The organism is Halanaerobium sp., assembly GCF_003070835.1.
Window position 1 is genome coordinate 1 of sequence record NZ_QBLR01000001.1, and the last position, 14,817, is coordinate 14,817.

Genomic DNA, 14,817 nt, shown 5'->3' on the forward strand with positions numbered 1-14,817 from the left:
AGTACCGGCTGACCTTTTTGATATAAACTTTTTATTTCTGCGATTACATTCTTGTATTTAGCCTCTTTATTGGTAAATACCAGATCAGGCATATCATCTCTAATCATCGGCTCATTTGTTGGCACAACGACAACTGCCATATCATAAATTTTAATGAATTCTTCTTCTTCAGTTTCGGCTGTACCTGTCATTCCGGACAGTTTATCATACATTCTAAAGAAATTTTGCAGAGTAATTTTCGCAAAGGTCTGACTTCCCTTCTGGACCTCCACTCCCTCTTTGGCCTCAATAGCCTGATGTAAACCCTCACTGTAGCGGCGTCCTTCCATTACCCGGCCGGTAAATTCATCTACAATTTTTACCGCTCCATCTTTAACTATATAATCTCTATCCTTTTTCATTAAGGTGTGGGCCTTTAAGGCCTGATTTAACTGATGGTTAAGCTTAAAGTTCTCTTCTGAATAAAGATTGTCCACATTTAATTTTTTCTCTGCTTTTTCAACCCCGGCTTCAGTCAGAGTTACCAGCTTGTTTTTCTCATCAATCTCATAGTCTTCCTCCCGGTTGAGGGCAGGGATTACGCGATTAAACTTGCGGTAATCTGAACTTTTTTCCTGAACAGGACCGGAAATAATCAGCGGAGTCCGGGCTTCATCAATTAGTATACTGTCGACCTCATCTAAAATTGCATAATGATGCTCTCGCTGAACCAGGTCCTCTTCCTTATAGGCCATATTATCCCTTAGATAATCAAAGCCAAACTCGTTGTTGGTACCATAGGTAATATCACAGTTATAAGCTTCTCTTCTCTCAGCAGGAGACATTCCACTTAAAATTACTCCCACAGACATCCCTAAAAAGCGATAAATCTGGCCCATCCACTCACTATCTCTTTCGGCCAGATAGTCATTAACTGTTACTACATGTACCCCCTGTCCACTCAGAGCATTAAGATAAACAGGTAGAGTTGCAGCCAGCGTTTTTCCTTCCCCGGTCTTCATTTCTGCTATTTTTCCCTGATGAAGAACAATTCCTCCAATCAGCTGAACATCATAGTGACGAAAACCAGCTTCGGTTGCTCTCTGAGAAGCTTCTCTTACAACAGCAAAAGCCTCCGGTAAAAGCTCATCCAGACTTTCTCCCTCCTGATATCTATTTTTAAACTCTGCAGTCTTCGCCTTTAAATTCTGATCGCTCAATGCCTGCATTTCAGGTTCAAGAGCATTAATTTTTTCTACAATCGGTTCCAATTTTTCCAGTTCTTTTTCGTTTGGATCTTTAAATAAGTTCTTGAGGAACTCAAACATTTATCTTCCTCCCTAAATTTGACGATTAAAAAATTTTCAATCGTATTATAATAATATAATTCCATTTGTAAATCTAATGCATTCCTGCTATCTCAATCAAAGTAATTATATCATCTTAAACCCTAAAACACAATTAAAGGCAGATTAGATTATTGGTTAATTCCCGGTACCAAAAGATCTATTTTCTTATTTATAGTGAATAATTTCTCATAATGGTATAAAAAAAGGGAGCCCGCCAGGGCATCCCTCTTAATTCAATCTTATCTAATACTATTATTATCTTAACCAAATGTTGGCTCAATCAAGCCATAATTTCCATCGTTTCGCTTATAAACCACATTGGTTTCTTCTGTATCAGCATTATGGAAAACAAAGAAGTCATGATCTAAGAGGTCCATCTGCATACAGGCCTCTTCTACATTCATCGGCTTCATTGGAAAACGCTTGGTCCTCACAACCTGCGGCTCAAATACATCAGTATCAATATTTTCTTCCTCATTACCTAACTGATGATTTAAGACCTGTTCTTTGCGCTTCTCCTTATATTCTTCTTTGTATTCCTGTTTCTTCTCAATATATCTATCGTGAATCTTAGTTTTATATTTTCTAACCTGGCGCTCAAGTTTATCCATTACACCATCGATAGAAGCATACATATCACCGGAAGCTTCCTCACCTCTAAGGATAAGACCCTTAACAAAGGCTGTAACTTCGACAATATGTCTTTCTTTTTCTACTTCCATGGAGATCTGAACTTCCATCGGTTCTCCATTGAAATACTTCTCCAGCTTCTCTACCTTCTCCTCTGCGTGCTTCTTTAGAGCCGGGGTAACATCAATGTTTTTACCATAGGTCATAATTTTCATGAAGCTCACTCCTCTCATACAACTATTATTATTATTATATTTTGCTTTTCTCTGTATATTATATTATTCTACAAAGTGAAAATAATTCCTGCCTTAAAAAATAATTATTAAAAATCTTAATTTAATTTTAATCTAAATAGTTTTAATTTAAGTTCAGAAAGAAGCGTAACTCAAAAACTAGTCTAACTTAACCGGTACTGAAGCTGCTGTCAGCACATAAACATTTTTGGCACCCATCTCTTTTAAAACAAAATGCGAAATCTCAGAAGAAGTAGTACCTGTTGTAATTATATCATCAATAATCAAAATGTTTTTGTCCTCAAAAATAGCGGGATCAATCTTATCTTTTAACTCAAAAGCTCCCTCCAGCTCCAGTTTTCTTGCCTTCTTGGTCAAAGTATAAAGTGGGAGTGAATTTTTAACTCGAAAAAGCACATCCTTATATTCGACTTTTATTTTTTTGGAAAGCTCTTTTGCCAGTCTGGCAGCCTGATTATAACCGCGATATGTTTTGCGGTCACCATGCATTGGTACTGGAATTAAAAAATCTATATCCCGATCTTTAAAATATTCATCATAATAGAGAAATAACATCTGCGAAAATGGCTCAGCCAGATCTGGCCGATGACCATATTTATATTCCAAAAGTACTTCTCTGGCATAACCTGAATAAGTGAAAACACTGCGGGCATAATTGTAAGGCGGTCTTTCTTCCTTACATTCCGGACAGGGCTGCCCTTCAATTAAGGTTGCCGGAACAACCTCTCTTCCACAGACCGGGCAGGCATCTGTAATAAAAGAAAAACGGGCCAGACAGCGGTCACAAACCCCTTCTATTTCGGAATGATCATATCTGCGACCACAGGCAAGACAGACAGGTTTTTCAGGATAAACCAAATCTTTTAAAATATCCAGTACTTTCAATTTTAATTAACAACTCCTTTGAGGTTGTAATGTTCACGCAGATCATCAATTTTCTTTCTGGCCCTCTGCAGAGCATTGTCAACCGTTTTGACATTAATATCAAGATCTTCGGATATTTCCTGATAGGATTTACTATCCAGATAAAGCATAAACACATTCCATTCAAGATCTGTTAATTCTTCCGAGAGTTCGTCAATAATTGTAGTTAAAGTTTCCTGACAGATAAATTTCTTTTCTAGATTTTCTCCTTCATCTGGTAAAATTTCATTAAAAGTTCTTCCCGTTTCATTGCCATAGTCCAGGCTTTTATCAAGAGAAGCAGAGGTATTTAAAGGCATGTGTTTCTGGCGATTTGCCTTTTTTATAGCAGAAACCAGCTGTCTGTGTACACAAAGCTGAGAAAAACCTCGAAAAGAAGCTCCTTTATCTTCTTTAAAATCCCGGATTGCTTTGTACAGTCCAACTCGTCCCTCCTGAATAACATCATCCCGATCCAGACCCTTGATAAAAAAGAATCTGGCCTTAGCATAGACTATATCCATATTTTGATCTATTAGATATTCTATTGCAAAGTCATTTCCAGCCTGGGCCATCTCTATAATCTCTTCTTCTTCCTTCTCTTTAAACAAGAATATCCCCCCATCCTGGTCTCAGTTTTCCCTCAAAAACTCATCAAATCCTGAAATGAAATACCCAATTCCAGCATTGTCACTCCTAAAAGTAAGAGGGTCAGCAGAATAAGAATTTGTAGTTGACTATTTTTCATCTTTAATCTGCCTTATCTTTTTAATTAAATTTGTTGTTGATTTTCCCTTAACCTCGGTAATTAAAACTATTTTTCCACCATAACTGTAAACTGTCTCCGCCTCAGGTAGATCTTCAATTCTGTAATCTCCACCTTTAACATAAACCTGTGGTTTAATCTGCTCCAGTAAGTTAGTGGCATCAGCTTCCGAAAAGAGTATTAGATAATCGACCATTTCCAGAGCAGCCAGCATTTCGAGTCTGTCAGCCTCCGGCATCAGAGGACGTGTTTTCCCTTTCAGCTTTCTAACTGAACTGTCACTATTTACAGCCAGCACCAGCTTATCACCCAGAGAAGCAGCTTTTTTCAAATAGCGAATATGACCAACATGCAGGATATCAAAGCAACCATTTGTAAAAACAATTAATTCTCCTGCCTCTTTTCGGGCATCAATTTCTTTTTTCAAAGCATCGAGGTCCATAATTTTAGCTGTCATTTTTATTCACTTCCCTGATTAATTCGGCGCCTGTAACTGAAGCAACCCCACTTTTGCGGACAACAATCCCGGCAGCATAATTGGCAATTCTAATCGCAATCTCTGCCGGTGCACCTGCCGCCAGGGCCAGAACCAGTGTACCAACCACGGTATCTCCAGCACCTGTTACATCAAAAACTTCACTAAAATTAGCAGCGGCAATATGCTCTATTTTATCTCCGGGTGCAAAAAGAGTCATTCCATCTCCACCCTGAGTTATAAGCAGATATTTTAATTCCAGCTTTTTCCTCATTTCTAGACCAGCTTTTTCTACTTCAGCCTGAGATCTCAGTTCCCTGCCATAAATAGCAGAGGCTTCTTCTAAATTAGGAGTTGCAATTACAGCTCCCTTAAACTGATTTAACTGATAACGGCTGTCTACAGCTGACTCTTTTCCGGCAGCAGCGGCAGCTTCTACAAACTGAGCCGTACTATTCTGATTAAAAATTCCGTTTCCGTAATCCGAAAAAAGAATCGCATCACTGCTGGCGATATTTTCCTTAAGGTAAGAATTTAATTTCTGCTGAAGCTGAGTACTGATATCAAAACTCTTAACTTTATCAACCCTTACCACCTGCTGGCGAACAATCTGCTCACCACCGGCCAGAATCCTTGTTTTCTCAGCAGTCGGCCTGCTTCTGTCCTTAAAGACTCCTGCAGTTAAAATCTGCCGTTCTTCAAGCTCTTCAATCAGAGCTTCTGCTGCCAGATCCTCTCCTACAACACCAAGCAGATCAACCTCTGCTCCCAGGCTGGCAATATTGGCAGCTGCATTGGCTCCACCACCAGGCAGGATTTTCTCCTGCTGATGTTTTAAAATCAGAACCGGTGCCTCGCGAGAAAGCCTTTCTGGATCAGCGATAATAAATTTATCAGCTATTAAATCTCCCAGAACCATTATTCTTTTTTCGCTAAATTTATTTATATATTTTATTAATTCCTCTGAACTATAGTTTCCCATCTCAGCCCCCTACATTTTATAGGTCAGACCAAAATTTATAACTCGATTGCTGAGATCCCAGTACTGATTACCAATACTTATCTCCAAATCACTGCGGGGACCAATATTATATCTGGCACCACCTCTGTAATAACTGTGATCAGTTAAGTCCTCATCAACAAAGTAATAGGTCTGCCAGAAAAAGTTTAGATCCTTATTTAAAGTTGCAGCCGAAATTCCTACCCCTTTACCAAAGTCTTGAGCATCAACTTTGTCTGTCAGCATCAGATGCAGATCCATTTTAAACTCAGGCTGGGAAATCATATTCAAACCAATATCTGCACCAATATGAAAATCGTCTCCATCAAAAGCGAGGTTCAGCTTCCCCTGATGGCCACCATTAAGAATAAACTTTGGCTCTAACTGCAGAGTGTCAATCTCCATTGAATCACCTGAAATAAGGTAATTTACCTCTTTCAGTTCAGCTGCATTAACTGCTGTAAAAACTGTAAAAATTAAGCTTACTGTAATCATTAATATCATTATTTTTTTAGTCATTTTATCTCTCCTCTAGTGTAATTTTATTATATATTAGATAAAGCTATATTTAAAATTATTTCTGCAAAAGTTACTTTCCAATGCAGAGCTTTAATCTTCGCGATTAACTATGACTCCATTCGAAATCAAACGATCTGCACTGGGACGATTCATTGTAAAACCTCTGATCACCATTCTGGCTGAGGCACCACCATCAAGATTCATAGCTTCAACAGCACCCAGCTCTCTTAAAATTTCAGCTGTTTCTTCTAAACTCATTCCAATGCTCAATTTTTCCTGTCTACCATCAATAGTCAGCATCAAAAGATGATTATCCGCTGTTAATCCAAGTGCTGTTCTCGGCGCTCTACCATTTAAAATGTCAGGTTGAAATTTTTCTTGCTTACCTGTAATTTTTATTTCTCCATTTTTCAATAGACGCGGGCCACCACCGACAGCATAAATAATATTCTTCTCTTCTAAATCAGGCGAAAACTTGTTATTAATCTTTACCCTCTGGTTCTTTAATTCGGGTGTTAAATATATTAAATCTCTTCTTTCGGAACCAACCCGAACCACAAATCCATCCGGGGGAATTGGAGTTTCAGCTCCAGGCTCAGTTTCTGTACCCAAAATTTTTCCCGAACGAATAACAAGATCATAATAGCCCTTACTTAAGGCCGGCATTCGAGCCCCATAATAACTGTTAAAAACAACTGCTTCATCGGCATGAACTGACCTGTTAACACCATTTATTTTAAAACTTCTGGAAAGATCAGTTATTAACAGTTCTCCCTCCCAGTCTACCTGAGCAAAAGAAAGTTCTTTGTCCTGAGCAATTAAAAGTGCAGTTCGTTGATAAAGCGGTTCACTGACCAGAGTTCCATCAAGATAAAGCAGCCCCAGCGGTCTGCCGCTGTAATGAAAATAGCCTCCATTAACACCAGCCAGAGCAGAATGATCACGAATGATATCACCAAGATCTTCCCTTCCCGGTACAACTCCCTGAGCCAGCACTGGCTTTAAATTAAGTTCATCAACTGAGAGGTCATAGTCAACAACCGTAATTACTCGGGGTCCGGCCCAGCTCTTTTGCCTGATTTCCTTAAAATTAAGTCCCCGGTTAATACGAGCAGTAAATTTAAGCTCACTATCTATAAGTTCTGTCAGTTCCGCAATTTCCGCTCGATCATAATAATATTCTATAATCTCCTGAAAATTATAATCTGCCTGAGCCAGGGGAACAATACCAGCTCTGGGACTGTTAATTTCTTTTAAAGAAAAATCACTATTATAATAAAATTCCTTATCCCTGGTAAGTACCTGGCCTGAAGTCGCTGCTACAGCTTCTTTAAACACCGGACTCAAACGACCAAAGGCTAGCTTATTAAAGTTTTCCAGGCGTGCACCCTGAACTTCCAACTGATAGAGCAGTGAAGTCCTATAAAGAATAGACTGGGCCTTTAGTGCCTCCACCGGAGCACCTGCATTAAAAGAACTCTGCAGCAGATAAGCTGTCATCTCCTCCAGATTAGTTTTATAGCTAAATAAGACTGAATTTCCAATCGGTCCAAATTGAAACTCTCCCTGCATTTTTCTATCCTCAACCTTAAACTGACCCCTAATTTTAAAAACATGAGCCGCTCTTATTTTCTCACCAGCATCATTATAGAAATTAAGCCCTTCTCCAACCTCCTGATTGTAGGGCTGAACCTGCTGATTTTCTACTTTTTGCTGAGGATCAGAATCCTGATTCTTAATCTTAATCTCTCTTATCCAGCCATTATAGCCGGCTTGCTGCAATTCTTGCTGGAATGCTTCTGCCTGTCCGCGCTCGTTAAAGGCTCCGGCCAGAACTTTAAAAAGCCCCTCTTCTTCTTTTACAATTATCTGTTCCTCAAAATCTATTTCTACCTGGTTTTTAAACTGACTGGCATTTTCGGCGGTAGAACTGGCCATTATCTGAACTCCCCAGCCACTTTTTAATTCAGGCTGCTGCAGGTTGATCTCTCCCTGAGTTATGTAATACTCTTTGCCAGCTTCCAACTTCAGATTTTCAGCTCCTGCTGCTATTAGAACTGTGTCTTTTTCAGCCCGCAGGCTGATCTCAGCTGTTGGAGAAAAAATAGGTACTGTTATCTGATGGTTGGACTGGATAAAATCAATTAATCCGGATTGATAATACTCTGCAGAAACAGGAAACGCCAGCAAAAGCAATATAATTAGAGCAAAACCAAAAATTTTTAAAACAAATGAATTTAATTTAATCACAATTTTCATCTCCATTTATTATTATCCGATTTTCAATAATCCGTATAAATCCAAAACTTTTCCGCGAGATCTTTTTTCCCTACTTATATATATTTAATCTCAAAGCCGCAAATCCTGCCTGGATTTTTGATTTATTCAGGTATTTTTCCTCGGGTTAAGCTTTATGTTATAATAAAGTCAAAGAAACTGTTAAAAAATCACTTATCAAGATTACATAAAACTAAAGTTGAGACATTAAAAAGCTCTTTTAAACTCTTTTTAAGAGCTTAAAACAGCAAATTAATAGTGAGAAAGGAACTAACCATGAAAAATAACCAGTTAAAAATCACAGTAATAGATGGATATTTAGATGAACCCTCCTGCCTCGGAGTTCCACCTTATATTTCTCCTCATATCCGCTATCTCTGGGGTGCTCTCCTGGAAGCAGGCGTGCGAGACGATAATCTTAACTACCTGACCATTGACAGCCTAAGAGAAAATAAAGATTTAGAACTAAAAAAAATGGAAACCGCAGACATAGTAATTATGATTGCCGGAACCACAGTTCCCGGACATTATCTCGGGGGACAGCCAGCTGCAGCGGCAGAAATTAAAGAAATAGGCAAAAAAGTTTTTTATCCCACCAAAGTTCTGGGGGGGCCAATCACCTTAATTGAAAATATGAAAGAAAAATTTAAAGATAATTTTGATATTATAGCAGCGGAAATCGCTGCAGTAGATATTTTTAAAAGGCTGACCGAAACAGAAATTTTACCAGCTGAAATTGACAAGTATATAAACAAATTTGCCTTAAGCGGCAGTCATTTACTCAAGAGACACCCCAATTATCCAAAAATAATTGCCGAACTGGAAACTTTTCGAGGCTGTCCCCGGAGCAGCCACTGTGCTTTCTGCAGTGAACGCCTAAAGAATTTAACTTACAGCCGCAGCCCGGAAAATATTGCCGCAGAAGTTAAGGCTCTGGCTGAAGTAGGTATTCATCACTACCGCCTTGGAAGCCAGACAGATCTACTGCTCTATGGGGCTCAGCTGAAAAATGAAAATTTTATTTTAAACCCAGATCAGATCAAGGAACTCTATCAGGGCATTCGCAGAGCGGATCCTGATCTCAAAGTGCTGCATATGGATAATATGAACCCGGCTGAAATTGCCCGCAATCCAGAAAAATCAGCTCAAATTATAGAAACCATTGCTAAATATAACACTCCCGGTGATACAGCAGCCTTTGGGCTGGAATCAGCCGACCCAGAAGTCTTAAAGAAAAATAATATAGACAGCAGCAGTAAGGATAATTATTTTGCCATTAAACTAATGAATGAAATTGGCGGCAGAAGAGAAAACGGCATCCCCAAACTGCTTCCAGGTCTCAATTTTCTCCACGGCCTGATTGGAGAAAGCCGAAAAACTCTTAATTATAATTATCAGTTCTTAAAAAAATTACTGACTGATAATTTAATGCTCAGAAGAATTAATATCAGACAGGTTGTCCGCCTGGGCAGTTATCCTGAAGTTAAGTACTCCCAGGGTGAATTCAAAAAATACAAACAAAAAATAAATAAAGAAATTAATCAGCAAATGCTAAAAAAAGTATTTCCGGCAGGTGTTGTTTTAACTGACCTCTATTCCGAAAAGAAAAAGGGCAGTCTCAACTACTGCAGACAGCTGGGTACCTACCCGATACTAACAGCAGTCATCGATCAAAATGACAATTTTTTTCAAAAAGTAAAAGTTGTTGATCACGGTTATCGCTCAATTACAGCTCTCAAATGGCCCAAAAAATTTAATGATTATAGTAAAAAAGAATTGGAAGCTATCCCGGGAATCGGAAGCAAAAGAGCTTCCCGACTAATACTGGAAAAACCAGCAGATATTAAAGAATTATCTGCTCTACTGGGGCCAGATTTTGATCAGAAAACTCTTTCCCATTTTTTTCAATTCTAAATACTGATTAAAAATCTGCTGTCAGTTCCTTTAAGTATTTTTTAAATTCAGGCCCCAAATCTTCTCTTGCCAGAGCCAGCTCAACTGTGGTTTTTAAAAAACCCATTTTATTTCCAACATCATAACGTTTTCCTTCGAAATCATAACCATAAACTACTCGCTTATCAAGCAGAGTCTTTAAAGCATCAGTTAGCTGGATCTCTCCTCCTTTGCCTGGAGGCGTGTTTTCTAAAATATTAAAAATATCAGGAGTAATAATGTAACGTCCTAAAATTGCAAGATTGGAAGGCGCCTCTTCCAGTGATGGTTTTTCTACCATATCTTCGACCCGATAAACATCACCATCTTTGCGGCTATAATCAACTATTCCATATTTATTTACGTCTTTTTCGGCAACAGTTTTACAGCCCAGAACAGCAGTCTCTTTTTCTTCATAAATCTCCATCATCTGCTGAATAACTGGCTTTTTAGAATGGATTATATCATCCCCAAGCAGGACTGCAAAAGGATCATTACCCACAAATGTTTTGGCACAATAAATAGCATGGCCCAGACCTTTCTGCTCCTTTTGCCTGACTGAATGAATAGTAATCATCTCCGAAATATCTTCAACCATATTTAAAAGCTCTGTTTTACCCTGTCTTTTTAAAGCTGCTTCCAGGGCCTGAGATTTATCAAAATGATCTTCAATGCTCTGTTTATCTTTAGAGGTAATGATTAAAATATCCTCAATTCCTGCTGCAACTGCCTCCTCAACTATATACTGAATAGAAGGTTTGTCAACAATCGGCAGCATCTCTTTGGGTTGAGCCTTGGTTGCCGGTAATAGTCTGGTTCCCCAGCCGGCTGCTGGAATTACTGCTTTTTTAATCTTCATTATATCACTCCCAAATAATTTTCGCTAAGTCTAAGTCAGATTAATCAAAATTTCTCTTATTAATATTATAACATTAAATCAGATAGATGTTAAAAACTGTAGGAAAACTGAAGTCCATAGCGTTGATCTTTAATTTCAAAATCATGGGCCACAAATAAATCAACTTCTATTGGTTTTAAACCTAATAAATATAATCTCGAATTAAAAGCAGGCCCAACTGCCAGTCCCTCCTCTGACCACTGCTGATCACTGTAATAGTCAACAAATAGGTAACCTCCAATATCAGTTAACTGCAAGAAATTTAGAAGTTCCATCGGCAGCTGCAAATTATAATTATAATTGAAATTTAAAGAAGCCTGCAGATTGGTATTACTGTCCAGTTTTTGACCCCTATAGATAAGTGGAGATTCCACAAAATCACTGCTATTATAAATAACTTCGGTCCCAATACTCCAGGCCTCAGTAAAATCATAATTAATAAGGTGTGAACTCAAAATATCAACATCACCCTGCTGATAATTTAAAAAAAGATCATTTTCGGACTGCCACTGAAAGTCATCACCCAGATAGCGAAAATCATTTCCAAAAAGCAAATATTCAGTCCCCTGTCTCCTGCCATAGCCGGCAGATAAATTAAATCTTCTACCAAAATATTTAAGTTCTGCTTCATAATCACTTTTAGTAGCCGAATCATAATCATTTCTATATTTTAAATATAGATCAAGACTATCCGTAATTTTTTTTATTCTTAGAGCAGCTGAGTAAGCATCCTCCCAGCTGTCCTCTCCCAATAGAGCAAGCCTGGCCCTGTTATAATAGATCTCAGCACCTACCTGAAATTGATCCAGTGGTGTACGAAATAATTCCTGGCTGAAAGGCGAAAAATCTCTTCCATAATAAATCAGAGGACTTATTCCCCTTTCTTCTACAATCAGCCGGTCGAATTCAAGATCTCGCAGTATGCTGTCCAAACTATAATTTTGACGAGGAACTGGTTGTCGGAGAGGTATACCTGCTTTTTTTAATTCAGCTTTTAACTGTGGAATTTTCTTTAAAGTTTCCAGGTAACCTATTTCTACCAGTCTGCTGGCATAATTAAAATCCATAAACGTATAGTTTTCAACATCGGCAGTAATAATAAAATCAGCATATCTGTCCAGTATCTGGCCGGAATACTCATCCTGAATAATTTCTAAAAAACGGTTTGCTGATTGAAAAGGACTTCCATAATCATATCTTTTCTCATCTTCAGGTGTGTGAGTGGCAATAACATAATCAGCTCCCAGCAGAGCAGCTGATTTTGCAGGAGATGATTCCAGTACCCCTGCATCAATAAAATAATGCTCATTCTGAGAATGGATTGGAAAATAACCGGGAATTGAATAGGCCGCCTGCAGCACCTCTGAGATTTTACCCTCTGTTGTTAAATATTTTTTTCCTTCTGCCAGATCAAAACTAAGCTGAGCTGTCGGAATCAAAAAATCTTCCAATTTTTTTTGCGGTGCAACTGATTCCATAAAAATATTTACTTTTTTACTATTCAAAAGAGCACCCCGACCGAAATTAAAAAGTCTGGCAAAAGGAGTATCAGTTACAATTTCTTCGATCTGATCCACCGACAGACCACTACCATAGAGAGTAGCAATAATTGAACCCATACTGGTTCCAGTCATTAAATCAATGGGAATGTTATTTTCTACCAGAGCTTTTATGACCCCCAGATTTGCAATTGCTCTGGCTCCTCCACCAGAAAGTGCCAGCCCCACGGCCGGCTCACTTTTTGCTCCAATCCTGTTTTTAAAATGCTGATAATTTTCCACCAGATAGCTCTCGCCATCAAATTCTATTTCCTGCAGACTATTTTCTGCTGCAGATCTTTCGGGCTCTGATTCAGCAAAAAGAAGCCCGGAAAATAAAGTAGTGAAAATAATAACTAGAATAAAAATGAAAATTATTTTTTTCATAATAAACACCTCTGTTCGGGAAAAGCTGAATAAAACAGCAAAGGGAGGCAGAGCCTCCCTTTTATTTTTTTAATTCTGCCTCTTATTTTTCTATTACTCTTCTTGCATGCCAAATACTTAGAAGCTGTTCATTATCTCCTCAACTTCAGACATTAAATTCTCCTTAAATCCGGCCAGCACTTTTTCTGCTGTTGCCTGATCTTTTTCGCGAACTGCAAAATAAAATTTAAGTTTGGGTTCAGTTCCGGAGGGCCTAATAGTGAGTTTAGCATCACCTTCCAGTAAATATTGAAGCACATTTGATTTAGGCAGCTTTATTTCTTCTTCCTGATTTTCATCTAAATAATTAATTGTAGATAATTTATAATCCTTAACCACCTTAACCCTGCGGCCTGCTATTTTTTCGGGACTCTCTTCTCTCAGTCTGGCTATTGTTTTAGTTATTACTTCCTGGCCTTCCTTTCCTTCCAGGCGAATCGACTCTAAATCTTCCAGATAATAACCAAATTCTTCTCGCAATTCTGCCAGACGCTCCAGCAGATTTGTTCCTTCTTCTTTATATTTTAGAGCCATAATTGCTGCCAGACCAGCGGCAACCGCAGCATCTTTATCGCGCGCATGTTTACCAATTAAATATCCGAGGCTTTCTTCAAAACCCAGAATAAATTCTTTTTCCCCTGATGCTTCAAACTCTGTAATTTTTTCTCCAATAAATTTAAATCCTGTCAGTACATCGAGTACTTCCACCCCGTACTCAGCAGCAATATCTAAAACCATATCTGTAGAAACAATTGACTTAACAATAACTCCATTATCAGGTAGCTTACCTGCTGCCTTTGCTTCTTTTAAAAGAAAATCAGCAAATAAAACACCTGTTTCATTCCCATTTAAAAACTGATAGTTCCCCTCAGCATCTCTAACTGCAGGTGCCATCCGATCACAGTCAGGATCAGTTGCAATAACCAGATCGGCTTCTTCTTCCTCAGCCAGCTTTAATGCCAGATCAAAAGCCTCTCTGTCTTCAGGGTTTGGACTTTCTACGGTAGAAAATTCTGAATCTCCATCTGATTGTTCTTCCACAAGATGCAGGTTAGAAAAACCTAAATCACTGAGAAGTTTTGGGATTACTGTACTGCCTGTTCCATGTAGTGGAGTATAAACCACTGATAAATTGCTGCCCTTCTCTGCTGCTAGATCTGTATCTGGTAAAATATCTATTAAAGTTTTTTGATAACTATCATCAACTTCGGCACCAATGTAATTTAATAATCCCTTATCAACTGCCTCCATCTCATCCATAGTTTTAACAATAGAAAAATCATCTATTTCTTCAATTTCAGCAATAATATCTCGAGCCTGCTCAGGTACTACCTGTCCCCCATCTTCCCAGTAGACCTTATAGCCATTATATTCCGGTGGATTATGACTGGCGGTAACTACTATGCCACCGATTGCATCTAATTCTCTAACTGCATAAGAAAGCTCCGGAGTTGCTCTCATTCCGGTAAATAAATATGTTTTGATGCCATTTGCAGCCAGCACAAGTGCTGCTTCCAGTGAAAATTCCGGCGAATTATGTCTTGAATCGTAGGCAATTACAACACCTTTTTCCTGACCATCATCACTGTAATTAATTATATAATTGGCCAGACCCTGAGTGGCTTTCCGGATCACATATTTATTAATTCTATTAGTTCCGGCCCCCATTTTTCCTCTCATACCACCTGTACCAAAATCAATATTTTTATAAAAGCGATCTTCAATTTCTGCTTCATCATCCTGGATGGCTTCCAGCTCTTCTTTTGTCTCCTTATCAAAATAGTCACTTAAAAGCCAATCGCGATATCTGGACATATAACTCAAAATTGATCAACTCCTTTGTTGATAAACGATCTAAAGTATTTATGCTA

General features: G+C 38.4%; 12 protein-coding genes. 1 reads left to right on the forward strand and 11 read right to left on the reverse strand.

What is annotated here, in order from left to right; genetic code table 11:
* From CI949_RS00005 to CI949_RS00040, 8 genes are all read right to left on the reverse strand, one after another.
* Positions 1-1,307: DEAD/DEAH box helicase (locus CI949_RS00005; RefSeq protein ID WP_290761745.1), on the reverse strand; the 1,307-nt coding region annotated here is incomplete at its 3' end.
* A gap of 281 nt (positions 1,308-1,588) precedes the next feature.
* Positions 1,589-2,173 (reverse strand): ribosome hibernation-promoting factor, HPF/YfiA family, encoded by a 585-nt coding sequence (gene raiA, locus CI949_RS00010; protein ID WP_076545712.1) that lies wholly within the window; start codon positions 2,171-2,173, stop codon positions 1,589-1,591.
* Between the two features lie 177 nt (positions 2,174-2,350).
* Entirely contained in the window at positions 2,351-3,097 is a 747-nt protein-coding gene (locus CI949_RS00015) for a ComF family protein (RefSeq protein ID WP_076545711.1), read from the reverse strand.
* A 2-nt stretch (positions 3,098-3,099) separates the two neighbouring features.
* Positions 3,100-3,726, reverse strand: coding sequence for an RNA polymerase sporulation sigma factor SigH (sigH, locus tag CI949_RS00020; protein WP_076545710.1), 627 nt, complete (start codon positions 3,724-3,726; stop codon positions 3,100-3,102).
* Positions 3,727-3,852: 126 nt separating this feature from the next.
* A complete protein-coding gene (gene rfaE2 / locus CI949_RS00025) occupies positions 3,853-4,338 on the reverse strand; it encodes a D-glycero-beta-D-manno-heptose 1-phosphate adenylyltransferase (protein WP_076545709.1) in 486 nt (161 codons plus the stop codon).
* Positions 4,328-5,338, reverse strand: coding sequence for a bifunctional heptose 7-phosphate kinase/heptose 1-phosphate adenyltransferase (locus CI949_RS00030; protein ID WP_076545708.1), 1,011 nt, complete (start codon positions 5,336-5,338; stop codon positions 4,328-4,330). Before CI949_RS00030 ends, rfaE2 begins: the two co-directional genes overlap by 11 nt.
* Positions 5,339-5,347: 9 nt before the next feature.
* Positions 5,348-5,875: a hypothetical protein gene (locus tag CI949_RS00035; protein WP_076545707.1), complete on the reverse strand. Its 528-nt coding sequence runs from the start codon at positions 5,873-5,875 to the stop codon at positions 5,348-5,350.
* A gap of 90 nt (positions 5,876-5,965) precedes the next feature.
* Entirely contained in the window at positions 5,966-8,134 is a 2,169-nt protein-coding gene (locus CI949_RS00040; RefSeq protein WP_133530575.1) for a phosphodiester glycosidase family protein, read from the reverse strand.
* Positions 8,135-8,428: 294 nt separating this feature from the next.
* On the opposite strand from CI949_RS00040, the gene CI949_RS00045 reads away from it, so the two are divergent.
* Positions 8,429-10,066, forward strand: coding sequence for a radical SAM protein (locus CI949_RS00045; RefSeq protein WP_133530534.1), 1,638 nt, complete (start codon positions 8,429-8,431; stop codon positions 10,064-10,066).
* Between the two features lie 7 nt (positions 10,067-10,073).
* Here CI949_RS00045 and galU read toward each other — a convergent pair whose 3' ends face one another.
* From galU to CI949_RS00060, 3 genes are all read right to left on the reverse strand, one after another.
* Positions 10,074-10,943, reverse strand: a complete 870-nt coding sequence (galU, locus tag CI949_RS00050; RefSeq protein ID WP_076545705.1) for a UTP--glucose-1-phosphate uridylyltransferase GalU — start codon at positions 10,941-10,943, stop codon at positions 10,074-10,076.
* A gap of 89 nt (positions 10,944-11,032) precedes the next feature.
* Positions 11,033-12,907 (reverse strand): patatin-like phospholipase family protein, encoded by a 1,875-nt coding sequence (locus CI949_RS00055; protein ID WP_114489475.1) that lies wholly within the window; start codon positions 12,905-12,907, stop codon positions 11,033-11,035.
* Positions 12,908-13,024: 117 nt separating this feature from the next.
* Entirely contained in the window at positions 13,025-14,770 is a 1,746-nt protein-coding gene (locus CI949_RS00060) for a phospho-sugar mutase (RefSeq protein ID WP_084566200.1), read from the reverse strand.
* Between the last annotated feature and the right edge of the window lie 47 nt (positions 14,771-14,817).